The organism is Candidatus Bathyarchaeota archaeon, from assembly GCA_026014805.1.
In the GTDB taxonomy this organism is placed as follows: domain Archaea; phylum Thermoproteota; class Bathyarchaeia; order Bathyarchaeales; family SOJC01; genus JAGLZW01.
Genome location: JAOZHR010000014.1, coordinates 20,874 through 34,733 on the forward strand (window position 1 = coordinate 20,874; position 13,860 = coordinate 34,733).

Consider the following 13,860-nt stretch of genomic DNA (forward strand, 5'->3'; position numbering starts at 1 on the left):
TGTCACAGTGGGGTTCCACTTAGGGTCTAAAGGTGTAGAACTATAGGCACTAGCAGCCAAGACAACATTAGCGCTAGAGACGCCTTCTTCACATTTTCCCCCATATACAACATGTTTTTGAATCTATTATCCTTTTTGAAAGGACCCACTCTGCTTGTCATTAAATATTTTCATAGAAACTAATATTACAAATATTGATTTTGCATGCTTAACACTTTTCGTCTAGTAGGTGAATAATTAGTTGGCGATCACGTTGGAAACCAAAGGCGTTCTTGTGGGAGTAGTCTTATGCCTTTTAGGTCTTGTTGTTTTTATGCATGGGATAAACAACATGACCCCTATAAATGCAGTTTCAAACTCGTTTCTTGTGGTAATAGGTATGTTCTTAGGAATAGCGGGGCTCATTGTGTTGATTACAAATGTTTTTTCAGGCGGCTCGATTTTCACCTAGATGTTTTCTTCAATTACTTTTCATTGCTTCAACAATTTCTTGCACTCTGTGCTTCGTTTCTGCTGTTGTTTTGATCGCCACGACTCCTTTATGTGGTTGCCCATAGAGTACTAGCGAGTTTTCAGGTGCTGTTAGGATGGCGACTAATGTTAGCAAGTCTTCTTCGCCGTCAACGATAATTTTTGTCCGCTGAGAATCGCGCATCGCCTTTTCTATTGCCAACCAAGCTTCGTCAGTTATGGTTCCAGGTGGATTCTTCACTTTTATGACTTTGTCAGCCGTTGCAGAGATGGGAGGTATTTCTTTTCTCATGATCTTGTTATCGATTATTAAGACATCGGGCAAAAGAGAATGGGTGGTTAAGTCTTGTGAAACTCGGTCGCCTACTGTTACTATTTTTGCTGGTTTTTCTTTTTCAATTAATGTTTCTAGTATTTTCATTGTTTCTTCCAAAGAGCCTTGAAACAATGTTCCTAAGGGCTTTTTTAGCTTTTTTCGAAGCTGCGGTGTGAGATAGCGGATGTCAATCACCCATGGCTTGCAATGAATCTCTCTATTGACCGATCATATGTTCTTTCAACTTCGGGCGGAAACAAGCATCCTGGCAGTTCATCTTGCTCTTTATGAAAACGAATACATTCACAACATTTTCCTTTTTTGTCACACGATGGATAGGTGCAGCTACAGTTTTTTAAATTCGCTTCAAGATTCGGACATGGCTTTTTTTGTTGCGTTTTAGTTATCCCCCTATTTTCTATGGAAAATTCATGCAAATTGATAACTTATGAAACGCTGTGTTATCGGACGCGTAGCGCGTAACGTCCTTTTTCCTTGATTTCCATCACTTTCGCTATTTCTGACTCTTCTGGATCGATGATAATTACAAGACCGCTGAAATCATCACTTAGAGTTGCGGTTTTGCATTTTTGGCACAACGCGCCTGTGGTGAGTGTATGGCATTCTCGACAGGCTTTCTCATTCATTGCTGTTTTTTCTCCTGCTCCTTAGCTTTTTCAACAGCCTTCCCTTTTTCAGCTTCGGTCTTGATTTTTTTCACTTCTTCCTTTATCCATTCAAGCTTTCCAAGAAATGGCTGTCTGGCAGTTACCCCAATTTTACCAGAACTCCCGCCCCGAGCCAATGAAACTGCTGTTATACGAGTTCTAACATGATCTCCAGACGATAGTTTCCTTCTAGTTTCTTTGCCCATCAACACACCTTGCCTTTCATCATAAGAAATGAAATCATCCATTAGTTGTGATACATGAAGTAACGCGTCAATTGGGCCAACACGAATGAACGCCCCAAAATCAGCAATTTCCACGACTTCACCTTCAACGATTTCTTGAATTTTTGGATAAAAGGTGATAAGAGAAAAGGAGACCCTGTGGTATGTGGCGCCATCACCAAGAATTATCTTTCCAGTTGGATTAACGTTAATGTCAGTAACAGCTACTACATAGCCAAGTTCATCATCTACCATGCCCTCGTATTTCACTCTCAGCTGTTCATGACCCGCTTGTGTAAGAGGTTCACCGAATTTTTCTGGGGGTATACGAATTGTGTCTTCCAGAACGAGGATCTTAAACATTATCACTTTCTCCTGACTTGAATAAACTCGCGCCTTACATAAACCTCTAAGGGATTTTAAAAAGCTTTTTGAAGCGTCTTTAGTTATTGACTAAAAGAAGCATTCTAGTTGGCGCTTCAATAACAAAGTTAGATGGCTCCATCCACCGCTAAATGTGACTTTTGCCTTAGATAAATAACTGGCACGTTTTTACGCCTCAGTCTTTTTCTTAACACTCTGTCATTTGTTGCAACACAGCAATTCAATTCCGTCGACACCCGAACAATTATGTCATCATGCGACTCACCCCCGTCTCTCTCCGCATCGATTTGACGGCATTTTTGAGTAAACTTCAAAGCAAAAGTTGCTTGTCGACGCAATTTCGTTGATCGGCTTTCAGTTATTCTCTGCAACTCTTTGTAGGTCGGAGAGAGGATTATTGGTTCAAACCGTCGATTTAGAATTTTTGCTAGCTCTTCAAAAATATCTACATTGAATTGGCAAGGAATAAAGAGGAAACTTGAGTCCAATATGACCCTTAATACCTTTCTTGATTTTTTTAAAGGCAAACTTTTTTTCCCTTTATCCTTGAGGTTTCTCTTGTGTTGTAGCCTTGTGCTTGTTTCCAATTTGCTTAACTATACCATAGCCGATTAATCGCCATCTTCCAGCTACTTTCCTGCTTAACGCTGCTCGCGTTCCCTTTTCGACGCACACTGGACGTCCCAGCTTTAATGTCGCCTCATCTCCTTTCACTGAAACGACTGCGCCTACAGTGATTGTTGTCCCTATGTCTAAAAGGAGGCTTTCTTTGAGATGTATTCTGTCTATCGCAATCATCTCTTTCGTTCCTATTGCACGCTCAAAAAAATGCGTTTCTACTGTAAGCGATGATGCTGTTGGAGGAAGCTTCTCAGGCAGCCCAACTAGGTTTCCAGTGAGGCTGTCTGCCTTGGTTAGAGATGGGTCGAGCATCGTTCCTATTCCTACTAAGCCGCCGCATTGTGCTTCATCCATGTCTCTTCCACCTGCTCGAAGGCTAACGATTTCGGTTTGTAAAGGTTCATATACGCTTTGGCCTTGCTTTTCCACTCGTACGCCTGGGCGGATTTCTATTTCGTTGCCCATTTTGAATTGTCCTTGTATAATGCTGCCGCCTATAACGCCGCCTACTAAGTCGTCAATGGAGGTTCCTGGTTTGTTGATGTCGAAGGAGCGGACGATGTACATTAGAGGAGATTTCGTTATGTCGCGTTTGGGTGTAGGAATGTATTCTTCGATGGCTTGGACGAGGACATCGATATTAACAGCATGCTGAGCTGAAATCGGAATGACGGGAGCGCCCTCTGCAATTGTGTCTTTGACAAATTCGGCGATTTCGCGATAGCTTTCCATGACTCTTTTTTCGTCAACTATGTCTATCTTGTTTTGAACGATAATTATTTTACCTATGCCGACAATTTGTATGGCTGCTAAATGTTCGCGTGTTTGGGGTTGTGGACAAGGTTCATCTGCAGCGATGACGAGTATTGCACCGTCCATTATGGCAGCGCCAGAAAGCATTGTTGCCATTAGCGCCTCGTGTCCAGGGGCGTCTACGAAACTGACAGCTCTTTGAAATTCGCATTTTGTGCCGCAAGCTGGACATTTTGGCTCTGTTGAGTAGCATTCTGGGATGCCACATCTTGGGCATTTGTATACGGAGGCGTCAGCGTATCCAAGCTTTATTGTGATACCTCGTCTCAATTCTTCGCTGTGTTTGGCGGCCCACACGCCCGATAAGGCTTGTACTAATGTGGTTTTTCCATGGTCTACGTGACCGATTGTTCCTATATTGACTTCGGGCTGTTTGGGCATTTTTTTCAGGCGGTTAACCTCCAGCTTAGGTTTCTTCTGGCGTTTTGTTGGGCTTTTCGGTGTCTTCTTTGATGGTTTTTGGTTCTTTCTTTTGCTTTTCTGGTTTTTCTGGCTTTTTCTCTACGACTTTGGCCTTTTCTGCTATTTTTTTTGTTGCAGCTTTTTTGGGCTTCTTTGATTTTTCTGCCTTCTTGGGTTTCTCGGTTATCTTCATGTTGATTTGAACGATTTCTTCAGTGATGACGTTTCCGCGGAGTGTTCTTCTTCTACGTTCCCCTTTGCGGGTAGAGTGGAAGCCAACACCTCGAGTTATTATTACTCGGGTTTTTACTCCGCCATGGATGTCTGGTCGCATAGGGAAACCGTCTTTGTCTGAGCCTCCTGTGATTTTCAATTTGTGCCCTCTCAGTCCAATGGCTGTTCCGTCTATTGTTTCGCCAAGTCTTCTTCCTATAAGCGGGACAGCTCGGGAACTTTCCAATTCAATTATTTGTGATCTTCCTGTTTCTGGGTCTGAAAGTATTATCTTGAATTTTGCCATGAACACGTTTACTCCGTATGAAGCAAGTTTAATTATGGATTGTACACCGCGTTTTTAAAGCTTCCTTTCAAAACACCAAAAGTCGTTGATTGGCAAAAAACTAGGTTTACCTTTATAGTTATTCATTCCAGATGTCCATTAGGTGCCTTTTGGAGAAAACAGTGTTGGACCCAGTCGAAGAGCCAAACATACATTCATGAAGAACTTCTTCTATCAATTATGTCCAAAGCACCAGGTCCAGTACCAACAATAGTCACACGTACACCTGTCGCTTCCTCAACCTTAGCAATGAAATCCCTCGCTTCTTGAGGCAACCTGTCATAATCCGTCGCATTCTTACAACTGGGGTACAAAATGTCAAGCTTAGTAACTGCCGCTTCTGTAGCACCGTGAATCCTTGCCGCCCTCCTCGCCAAATCAAAATTGAATGGCGCAGATCTACGTTCCCGTCCGGTTCCAGCTGCAGTCTCAAACCATCCTCGACGCTCAGCTTCTTCCTTAGACAATTCCCCAGGCAAGCCCCCCGCACCCACACGCGTAATAAAAGCCTTGAACACAACCAAAATCCTATCCACCCTGCTTGGACCTACCCCTGACTCGGAACATATTGCTGCAGCACTCGTATCACGACTCGTAACATAGGGATAAGATCCATGATAGAGCGAAAGCATTAAACCCTGCGTTCCCTCCAAAACAACAGTTTTATCCGCATCAATAGCGTCGTTCACCTCTTCTACCGCATCTGCCAAAAAGCCTTTCAACTCTGCCACATCCTTCGCTAACTTAGCTGACCTCTTCGCTCTCTCCTGCACCGCGGGACCAACACCCCAGCCAGTAGTGCCAAGGCTTCTCAAGTGATCGTCGCTCTTGTCTAGTTCAGAGTGATGCAGCTCAATAATAGACGCCTGCCTATCCACCCCAATCCTACCTTCAACACCTGTTGCCTCTACCTCTTTTAAAAATTGAGGAACATGAACATTAGCTCCAGGACCAATCAAGAGGCGACAACTATCATAAACAAATGTGGAAGGAACCACATGTAGCGCGTAACGTCTACCTTTGAAATGCACAGTGTGGGCAGCATTAACAGACCCCGTGCGCACACAGACGTCAACCTTATCCTTCAAAGCTAAATAGGATATGACTTTCCCTTTTCCTTCATCTCCCCAAAAGGCGCCAGCCACCACTGTGCAACCCACAACTTTCACCACGGTGCATTTAGAGTTTGGCAAGAATATTTAAAAGTATTTGTCAACTTTATGTAAAATGTCAGGTTATTTTACAAGGAACCTGTCAATTTATATGGATGTGTCGAATAGGTTTAAGAAGCACTCAACAACATCCCTCTCATGAGAAAAACGAAGGCGCACAATCATGCAGTTCAAAGCCGTAATCTTTGACCTCGGTGACACACTAATATTAACTGACCGATGGGACTATGACAAATGCTTGGCAAGGCTTGTGAAGAGCCTGCAAAACGACAATGTAAAACTCTCAGCCTCATTTGAGCAGTTTAGACGTGTTTACTTTGAAGTGCGCCATCAAATGTACATTAGATCTGAACAATCCCTCAAAGAAGTAGATTTTCGCCTACGAATTGCTGAGACACTGAAAAAGTTCAACTACAATTTTACTCACGAAAGTCCTACAGTGACGCGAGCCGTAGAAGCTTTTCTTGAAGCCTTTATCGAGGACGTAAGGATGGAAGCTCACATACGACCATTACTCACTCAACTGAAGAAAAAATCCAAACTAGGATTAGTCTCCAATTTTGCCTACGCACCTGGCTTATGGAAGATACTGGAACGCTTCGACTTAACCAGATTTTTCGACGCAGTGGTGATTTCCGGTGAATTAGGCCTACGCAAACCTCACCCAAAAATCTTCAAAGAAGCACTGGAATTGTTAGAGGTGGAGGCCTCAGAGGCAGTTTTCGTGGGCGATTCCTTAAAAGCGGACATTAATGGTGCAAAAAACATGGGACTCAAGACAGTCTTAGTTGAAAACATTGGACTTCGAAAGAACCCATATGCTACCGCAAACGAGCAGGATCCTTTCCCTATAAAACCAGACATAGCAATGCCAAATCTGAAGGATTTAGCTAAAATTCTAGAGAATTTGTGACAATTCAGAGTACTCAGCATTTCATTGATCCTATCGAATTTGCGGTCTTTGGCTAAGCTGAGCAAGCATTGTACTCACTAAAAAGGATCTTACTTATCATTTGCCTTGATCACTTCTTCTAAGTATCGCTCCGATGAATCCTAAAGTCTTATAGCTCAATTTTTGGAGCATTTCATGGTCAAGCGTTCACTAAAAGGTAAGGGTTCAATTGTTCCATCCATTCGATTTCTTTTAAAAGAATCGTCAATGGAGGCCTTCTTGGTTGTGTGATGCAGAAAACAGCTGGTTTGCCGCCATCTTTTTCCCGTTTAGCATCAGCAACGTAAACGTTAACGAGGACAGACCCATCTTTAAGATGTAGATTAACATGACGGCCTATGAAAGCACGAGCCACGTTTAAGTTGAAGCGTTCCATACCCATCGTTTAACTTCTCCATTCATTGCTCTCATCCGCAATTCTACGCCAACAGTGGGTGCAAATAGGTAATTGCTGGTCTTCGTGTAGGATGTAAACTTCTATGTCGGTGTTTCTACACTCGTTTTTCCATGGATTCTGACATTTCTCTACAGGACGAGACATGACTATATTCACTACAAGACTGTTTTTCGGGTTTCCCGCGTTTAAAGCCATCGTTGAAACAACAATTCACAGAGGGGTGAGACATAAGTGAAAGTGAAAATTGAGCTGAGCGCACAGCATTAATGACTCTTGCAGCAAATTGCCAATCGATTGGCATTGAACTAACGAAAAATATTGGCCTTCTGCTTTTTTCAGAGGTTTATAATTTCTGGCTCGATTTCTTTCTTGGTTATTTTCAATAACGCGACAGAGGGTTTGGTTAAAAACGGTGGAATGGGATTGGTGGGGCTGCCAGGGTTTATGAGCAACATACCATCTTTATATTTCAGACTTGGTCGATGAGTGTGACCTGATACGAAAACGTGGAAACCTCGCTTCTCGACGATGTCTTTAAATCTGTTTGTTCGGAAGAAATAGTTTAGGCTGTGTGTCATTCCAATTTTCCAGTCATAAACATCAACAGAATTTATCACAGGTAATTTCTCTCTTACATCTCTTGTGTCCATGTTGCCATGCACGCCAAAGACAGGCGCCATTTGCTCCAATTCATCAAAAACACTTAGCCTCGTTAAGTCTCCAGCGTGAATAATCAAACTGGCGTCTTGGAAGATTTTGAAAACCTTGTTTGGTATTGCTTTTGCACGAGCTGGAATATGGGTATCCGAGATTAAGCCTATGAGTTTCAAAACACTCAGCTCTGCTAGTTTTTGTTATCAGCTATTATAGCATTAGGGAGCAACTGTTATAAAGTTAGCAGAAAATCTTCCCCGAGGCTTATACTAGAAGACTTGATTTGAATGGATATTTCTTTGACGCGTACTCGGAAAAGTACGAATTGCGTTAAGAGTCAAAATGAGAAAATGCCTTGCATCAGAGTCTGGGAGCTATTCGCAAAGTTGATTTTGCCATTGTATGGATGAATCGCCTAAAAAGAAGGATTGTGGAGAAGTTATTTGCGTTCTTCCAAGTAGCTGTACCCTTCGTCTACTTTTTTCTGCATTTCCTCAGCGTATTTTTCAACACCATTTTGTTTGATGCTATGGAGTGCTGCTGTAAGTCCATAGCCTTTTCGATAAGGAGCTAAGGGTTCACATGTTTCAGATTCATCGCATTCGGCGCATGTGCGATAGCCCTTTTGTTTTGCACATGATCTTACTTTGCAGTTTGGGTCCCCGCCACCTTGAAGGCAGCCAGGGCAGTAGCCAAACATTTTGACTAAGCCATTCATGACTTGGCTGAATTCGTTGTAGTGTTTGAAGCTTGGTTCCCAGTTAGCGAGTTTTGGCATGGCTTTGTCGAAGCCATAAGCAGCAATAATCTTGTGTAGGTCATTGACAGCCTTTTTTATCTTTCCTTGACGGATTCCACAGGCGTTGCAGTGGAGGCCGCAGTGACCGACAAGGTTGGCTAGATCTGTTGTGGCCATGTGTCATGCCTTCTTAACGTATTTTTCTTTCGACGCCCAGTAGTTTAAGCATTTTGGTTGGCAAGCTCTGGTTTATGGGTCAACCCTACGACATCGCCAATGTGTTGGCAGTTTCAAAAATAGCCTGTTGGAGAGTTGTCTTAAGCTATATGTTCATGGCTTGGACGGGCAGCGCAATCTTTGGCTTGACTTAAGGAATATTAGGCGGAAGTCTTTAGAAACGACAACATTGAAAACATTGTGGCAATTAAGGAAAAATGAAGGTTCAACCCCTCAAAACGCTTCCAAAAATTGAATCGGAATCTAGGGGGCAGGCACAAACCCACAAATACGAACTGTCCATATTTCACTCTACTAAAAACATATCTGGAATCAAATACAAACTAGAGATGCCCAGAAGGTGACGCACACACACTTTTGCCAACACCAGCAAAGCATTGTGCTGTAATAGAAGTTTCTTCCATAAAGAATAAATGTCTTAGAGAATACTTTATTTTTGATGCACTATGCAAAAATACGTTCGGTTAGTGTTAGTTGTCTCAATTTGCTGCTTCATAGCTATATCTCTCATTCCAACTAGAGCCCTAAAGGTCAAGCAGTATCAATCTCCTGCAGCTGAAGATAACAAAAACACGTTAAGCATTAAGACCCACACCATGTCAGATTCAATTATAGTTGAGTTGTTTTTCCCACAACCCACTATAATTGATTCCCAAAATTACCACTCAGTTGAGATGCAAGACTTACTAAGATTTGGTGCTCCCGGTGAGCCAGTACTCCCTTTCAAGACGATCAAAGTGTTGATTCCTCAAGGCAAAGAGTTCCAAAGAATCGATGTGGCTCACGGCAATAAAAAACTGTTAGAAGGCAAGTTCAATGTGGAGTATGGAAAGACAGCAATACCCATTTCATCTAAGACTAGCATTGCAGACCGACAAAATCAGGAAATCTATAGCTCCTCAGATCCGTTCCCCAGTGCGTTGTTTTCACAAGCATCAGAGCAATATGTACGAGGATATAGAATCCTCCTCTTGACACTTCATCCAGTCCAGTACATTCCAAAAACGGGTGAACTATCCTACTTCGAAACCATGACTGTTACTATTAATTTAAAGGAAACTAGCAAAACATCTCCATGGCTAAGAAATCTGCCAAAAGACAGAATGACCGTTCAAGAAATTGCGGACAATCCAGAGGCCGCGGAAACGTACACAATAACGACAACACAATTGCGACCATTATCTGTGAATTCGTCGGAATCATACGATTATGTGATCATTACCGACAGCACTCTGAACTCTTCATTTCAGCCATTAATCGATTGGAAAATCCTGAAGGGATTAAACGCAACAACAGTTCTGGTTGAAGACATTCTAAGCGACCCAGACTATTATGGCAATGGTTTGTTTGGTGACGGTTCGCAATTTAACGATACAGCTGCCCGCATAAGAAACTTCATACGAGATGCATACTATAACTGGGAAACTGAGTATGTATTGCTCGGTGGAGACATAGGGATTATTCCTAAAAGAGGCACCTATGGCTTTGTCGCGACGGACCCAATTACGGTAGACTACAGCATCCCTTGTGACATGTACTATGGGGCCCTTGACGGAAGCTGGGACAACGACAACGACACCATATTTGGCGAAGGAGTTTATTCAGAAGGTTCAGAATCACCTCAGAATGGAACAGCTGGAGAAGAAGCCGACTTCTTTGCGGAAGTATATATCGGAAGAGCACCAGTGACTTCACCAGTGCAAGTAGAGAATTTCGTCAACAAAACGCTGTGGTATGAACAAGCTTCAGATGACAGCTATTTCAGGAAGGCAGTGATGATTGGTGAAAAACTGGACGATGAAACGCAAGGCGCAAACAGCAAGGATTTGGTATCAGATGAAATACCGCAGTATACAACGACAAGGTTGTACGAAAGAGACGGCTCATACAGTCGCTCAGCAGTTATCGACGCAATTAACAGCGGCACCCACATATTGAACCATGATGGACATACAAATCCCGATATTATGATGGAACTGACTAGAGATGACGTCGACACTCTCATCACCAACACGGAATACTTTTTCGGATATAGCATTGGATGCCACGCAGCAGCATTCGATGGAGACTCAGTCATAGAACATTTCATCTATAACCCTCACGGAGCCTTTGCATTCGTAGGCAACTCAAGATATGGCTGGTATTCGCCAGGCACAACATTTGGAACAGGAGACCAATTCGACAGAGCATTCTTTAACGTCCTGAATAACACCGTAAGAAATCTAGGTAAGACACTGCAGTTCTCAAAGGAAGGATTTGCAGGTTCAACGTCAAACAGCGTGAGATGGACTTACTTTGAGCTAAATCTCCTTGGAGACCCTGAGACAGAACTAGTAACTGAGATTATGGCACCAACAGCTCACTTCCAAACTAACCCGACTGCAGAACGGTTATCACCACCCATTCTCCTAGGCGTCGTAAACATTACAGGCGTAGCAAGAAGAGGAACAGCAGCTGGAACAACATTCAGTAACTTCACAATTGAATTCTATCGAAGTGGCCAATGGCATTCTGATGGAATTTCACTACTAAACAATGGTCATGACGAGACTACTAATGACATGTTAGCCATTTGGGATACTAACGTAGTTAGCCCAGGGACAGTTGATCTTAGGCTGACTGTAAAAGATGAAAATGGCACAATTGGAGAAGATAGGTGGCGAGTTCGCGTCGAAGAGTTACCTGCCATTCGCGTACTTCCTAAACTTACCGAGACACAAGAAGGCTTGACCTTCACAGTAAGTGTCATGATTACCGATCCAGTAAACCTCTTTGGACTAGACTTTCACATGAGCTGGAACACTACACTCGTAGATTACGTCAGTCATGCCTTATACATTCCAGTAGAAGATTACTGGTGGGGAATTCTATACAGCCCAGTAACGATAACCAAAGACAACGTGAACCAGACAGCCGGAACCTACTGGGTGGCAGCAGAATCAACGTCTTCAACCCCGTTCAACAAAGATGGAACAGTCTTCGACATGACTTTCCAAGCCATAGCCACTGGCGCTTGCAACCTAGAAATATACTCCACCAACCTTACCGAGAAAGATGGCACACCAATAACCCATAAAATTGCTGATGGCGTCGTAGAAATAGCACCAGGTGTTCACGATGTGGCAGTTACAGGTATTTCGCTTGTTGACACTGTTGTTGGTGAAGAATACCAGGCCAGAATCAGGGTGACAGTTGCGAATGAAGGCACCTACGCTGAAAACTTCAACATCACAGTCTATGCAAACGGGACCCTCATAAACACAACCCAGATCGCCCTCTCTCCCCTTAACTCGACAACGATTACTGTTATTTGGGACACAACAGGATGGATGAAAGGCAACTACACAATTAGCGCTAACGCCACATCAGTCCTTGGAGAGACAGACATGGCAGATAACACAATGGTCAATGGCACGATTATAATAACCATAGTTGGCGATGTTGACGGAGACAGGGATGTTGACATCTACGACATCGTTCGAATGGCAGGCATCTACGGTGTGAGCCAACCAGATCCAAGATATGACCCCAACTGTGACATAGACGGCGACGGAGACATAGACATCTACGACATAGTAGCCGCAGCTGGAAACTACGGGCAAGGCACATAACCCCCTCTTTTTTTTCTATACATTTTCTCTTTTTCCATCCCATTCTTCAGTATATGTGGAGATACACGATTCTCTAAAAAATTACTTCTCTCTCTGACCCAAAACCCACATTCATAAACATCAGAAAACTTACCTTCTAGAAGAAAAGCTCGAAATCAAAGCCTAAATTGGAAACTCTAGTATGAACGAGCCTACATGTAGAGGAGAAGAGCGACTCCTTTGTTATTAGGATCCAAATAGGGAAAAGCGCGCGCGCATAAAGGTCACTGACGTGTTAGGGTTTTTACAAGGTTGCGTTCACTATCGTAAATCCTGACTTGGAGAGGCATCTGACCGACTGCAAAATGTGTAGCACAAGCCATACAAGGGTCGTATGCTCGGAAAGCCATCTCCACTCTGTTTAATAGCCCCTCATTAACCACATTGTTTTTTATCAGGCCTTTCGCAGCATCGCGAATAGACAGGTTGATGGCTGCAGAATTATTGGTTGTTGCCACTATTAGGTTAACTTTCTTCACCAAAGCGTCTTCGTCGAGAATGTAATGATGGATTAAAGTGCCTCTCGCCGCCTCGACAATTCCTACACCCTCGCCGGGCGCACCAACTGGGTTTCTAATATCCTTATTTGTGATCTCCGGGTCTTGAGCTAGCTTTAGAGTCTTCTCAGAAGCATACAACAATTCGATCAATCTTGCCCAGTGAAAAGCTAAAGTAGAATGCACAGGTTTTCCACCTAAAGTCTTGTACATCCGCTCAAACTCCTGTTGCGCCAAAGGTGTCGCCATCCCCTCAGAAGCATTGAGACGTCCAAGGGGACCTACACGGTAGATACCGCTGTCAGCACCGTCTACAAAGCCGTTCCAACCAATGTTTTTGAGGTATGGAAACTTAACGTAGGTCCATGGTTCCACGTGCTCCTCGATAACATCTAAATATTCGTTTGGTGCGAATTTGACGAATTCTTTTCCTTCAGGGTCCACGACGCGAACTTTTCCGTCATAGAAGTTCACCTTATTGTCATTGTCAACCAGCCCCATGTAATACGTTCTCATAGTGTAAATATCGCTCTTAATCATATTCACATAATCTTCATTCTTCAAGACAACATCATTAAACAAGTTGAGACTAAACTTTGCAAACTCCACACAAGACTTCGCCATTTTCTCAATCTCTTGTCTACCCTCCTCACTTAACGCCTTCGAAATACCACCCGGAATCCCACAAACAGGGTGCGTAGCTTTACCACCCAAAATCGCAGTTAACCTTTGTCCGTACGCCCTGTGCTTGATGACATCCTTACCCACATCCAAACCAGCCTTATTAATTACGCCTAAAATGTTCCTTTCTGCAGCAGGCGCATCTGGTCCTACGATGAAGTCTGGTCCACCTAGGAAGTAGAAGTGCAATATGTGGTCGTAGATGATGTAGCCACAATACATAAGTTCTCTCAGTTTCTTAGCCGTCTCTGTAGGTTCCACGTTGAACGCAGCGTCACATGCTTTTGCGGCTGCCATGTGGTGGGCTACTGGGCAGACACCGCATATCCTCGTTGTTATTATTGGCAAGTCTTCAGCTCTTCTTCCCTCGCAGAACTTCTCGAATCCCCTTAACTCAGGTATTATCATATAGGCGTTCGCAAC

At 43.3% G+C, this 13,860-nt stretch carries 15 protein-coding genes and 1 pseudogene; 3 read left to right on the plus strand and 13 right to left on the minus strand.

Going from position 1 to position 13,860, the window contains the following annotated elements; all coding sequences use genetic code 11:
- The first annotated feature begins 241 nt into the window (after nt 1–241).
- On the plus strand, nt 242–451 hold the full coding sequence (locus tag NWE91_03520; protein ID MCW3985466.1) for a hypothetical protein: 210 nt from the start codon (nt 242–244) through the stop codon (nt 449–451).
- Nucleotides 452–460: 9 nt separating this feature from the next.
- Here the strand turns inward: NWE91_03520 and NWE91_03525 are convergent, their stop codons facing one another.
- From NWE91_03525 to NWE91_03560, 8 genes and pseudogenes are all read right to left on the minus strand, one after another.
- Nucleotides 461–892 carry a GTP-dependent dephospho-CoA kinase family protein gene (locus NWE91_03525; protein ID MCW3985467.1) on the minus strand — a complete coding sequence of 144 codons (432 nt, stop codon included), beginning with the start codon at nt 890–892 and terminating at the stop codon, nt 461–463.
- 86 nt (nt 893–978) lie between these two features.
- On the minus strand, nt 979–1,194 hold the full coding sequence (locus NWE91_03530) for a DUF6485 family protein (protein MCW3985468.1): 216 nt from the start codon (nt 1,192–1,194) through the stop codon (nt 979–981).
- Between the two features lie 54 nt (nt 1,195–1,248).
- Nucleotides 1,249–1,434, minus strand: a complete 186-nt coding sequence (locus NWE91_03535) for a DNA-directed RNA polymerase subunit E'' (protein ID MCW3985469.1) — start codon at nt 1,432–1,434, stop codon at nt 1,249–1,251.
- Entirely contained in the window at nt 1,431–2,042 is a 612-nt protein-coding gene (locus tag NWE91_03540) for a DNA-directed RNA polymerase (GenBank protein ID MCW3985470.1), read from the minus strand. The genes NWE91_03535 and NWE91_03540 overlap by 4 nt, the downstream gene beginning before the upstream one ends.
- A gap of 128 nt (nt 2,043–2,170) precedes the next feature.
- Nucleotides 2,171–2,590 (minus strand): DNA-binding protein, encoded by a 420-nt coding sequence (locus tag NWE91_03545; GenBank protein ID MCW3985471.1) that lies wholly within the window; start codon nt 2,588–2,590, stop codon nt 2,171–2,173.
- A 13-nt stretch (nt 2,591–2,603) separates the two neighbouring features.
- Nucleotides 2,604–3,878 (minus strand): translation initiation factor IF-2 subunit gamma, encoded by a 1,275-nt coding sequence (locus tag NWE91_03550; GenBank protein MCW3985472.1) that lies wholly within the window; start codon nt 3,876–3,878, stop codon nt 2,604–2,606.
- Between the two features lie 172 nt (nt 3,879–4,050).
- Nucleotides 4,051–4,419 (minus strand): annotated as a pseudogene (locus tag NWE91_03555) (30S ribosomal protein S6e).
- Between the two features lie 194 nt (nt 4,420–4,613).
- Entirely contained in the window at nt 4,614–5,618 is a 1,005-nt protein-coding gene (locus NWE91_03560) for an adenylosuccinate synthetase (GenBank protein MCW3985473.1), read from the minus strand.
- Nucleotides 5,619–5,793: 175 nt separating this feature from the next.
- Between NWE91_03560 and NWE91_03565 the strand changes: the two genes are divergently transcribed.
- Nucleotides 5,794–6,543, plus strand: a complete 750-nt coding sequence (locus NWE91_03565) for an HAD family hydrolase (GenBank protein MCW3985474.1) — start codon at nt 5,794–5,796, stop codon at nt 6,541–6,543.
- A gap of 178 nt (nt 6,544–6,721) precedes the next feature.
- Here NWE91_03565 and NWE91_03570 read toward each other — a convergent pair whose 3' ends face one another.
- From NWE91_03570 to NWE91_03585, 4 genes are all read right to left on the minus strand, one after another.
- The gene (locus NWE91_03570) at nt 6,722–6,964 is read right to left on the minus strand and encodes a hypothetical protein (protein ID MCW3985475.1); all 243 of its coding nucleotides are present in this window, start codon (nt 6,962–6,964) and stop codon (nt 6,722–6,724) included.
- A gap of 3 nt (nt 6,965–6,967) precedes the next feature.
- Nucleotides 6,968–7,174, minus strand: coding sequence for a hypothetical protein (locus NWE91_03575; GenBank protein MCW3985476.1), 207 nt, complete (start codon nt 7,172–7,174; stop codon nt 6,968–6,970).
- A gap of 140 nt (nt 7,175–7,314) precedes the next feature.
- On the minus strand, nt 7,315–7,809 hold the full coding sequence (locus tag NWE91_03580; GenBank protein ID MCW3985477.1) for a metallophosphoesterase: 495 nt from the start codon (nt 7,807–7,809) through the stop codon (nt 7,315–7,317).
- A 263-nt stretch (nt 7,810–8,072) separates the two neighbouring features.
- A complete protein-coding gene (locus NWE91_03585) occupies nt 8,073–8,549 on the minus strand; it encodes a DUF3795 domain-containing protein (GenBank protein ID MCW3985478.1) in 477 nt (158 codons plus the stop codon).
- Between the two features lie 506 nt (nt 8,550–9,055).
- On the opposite strand from NWE91_03585, the gene NWE91_03590 reads away from it, so the two are divergent.
- The gene (locus tag NWE91_03590; GenBank protein ID MCW3985479.1) at nt 9,056–12,220 is read left to right on the plus strand and encodes a C25 family cysteine peptidase; all 3,165 of its coding nucleotides are present in this window, start codon (nt 9,056–9,058) and stop codon (nt 12,218–12,220) included.
- 263 nt (nt 12,221–12,483) lie between these two features.
- Here NWE91_03590 and NWE91_03595 read toward each other — a convergent pair.
- Nucleotides 12,484–13,860 (minus strand): Ni/Fe hydrogenase subunit alpha (locus NWE91_03595; protein ID MCW3985480.1); only part of this gene is annotated, 1,377 nt, incomplete at its 5' end.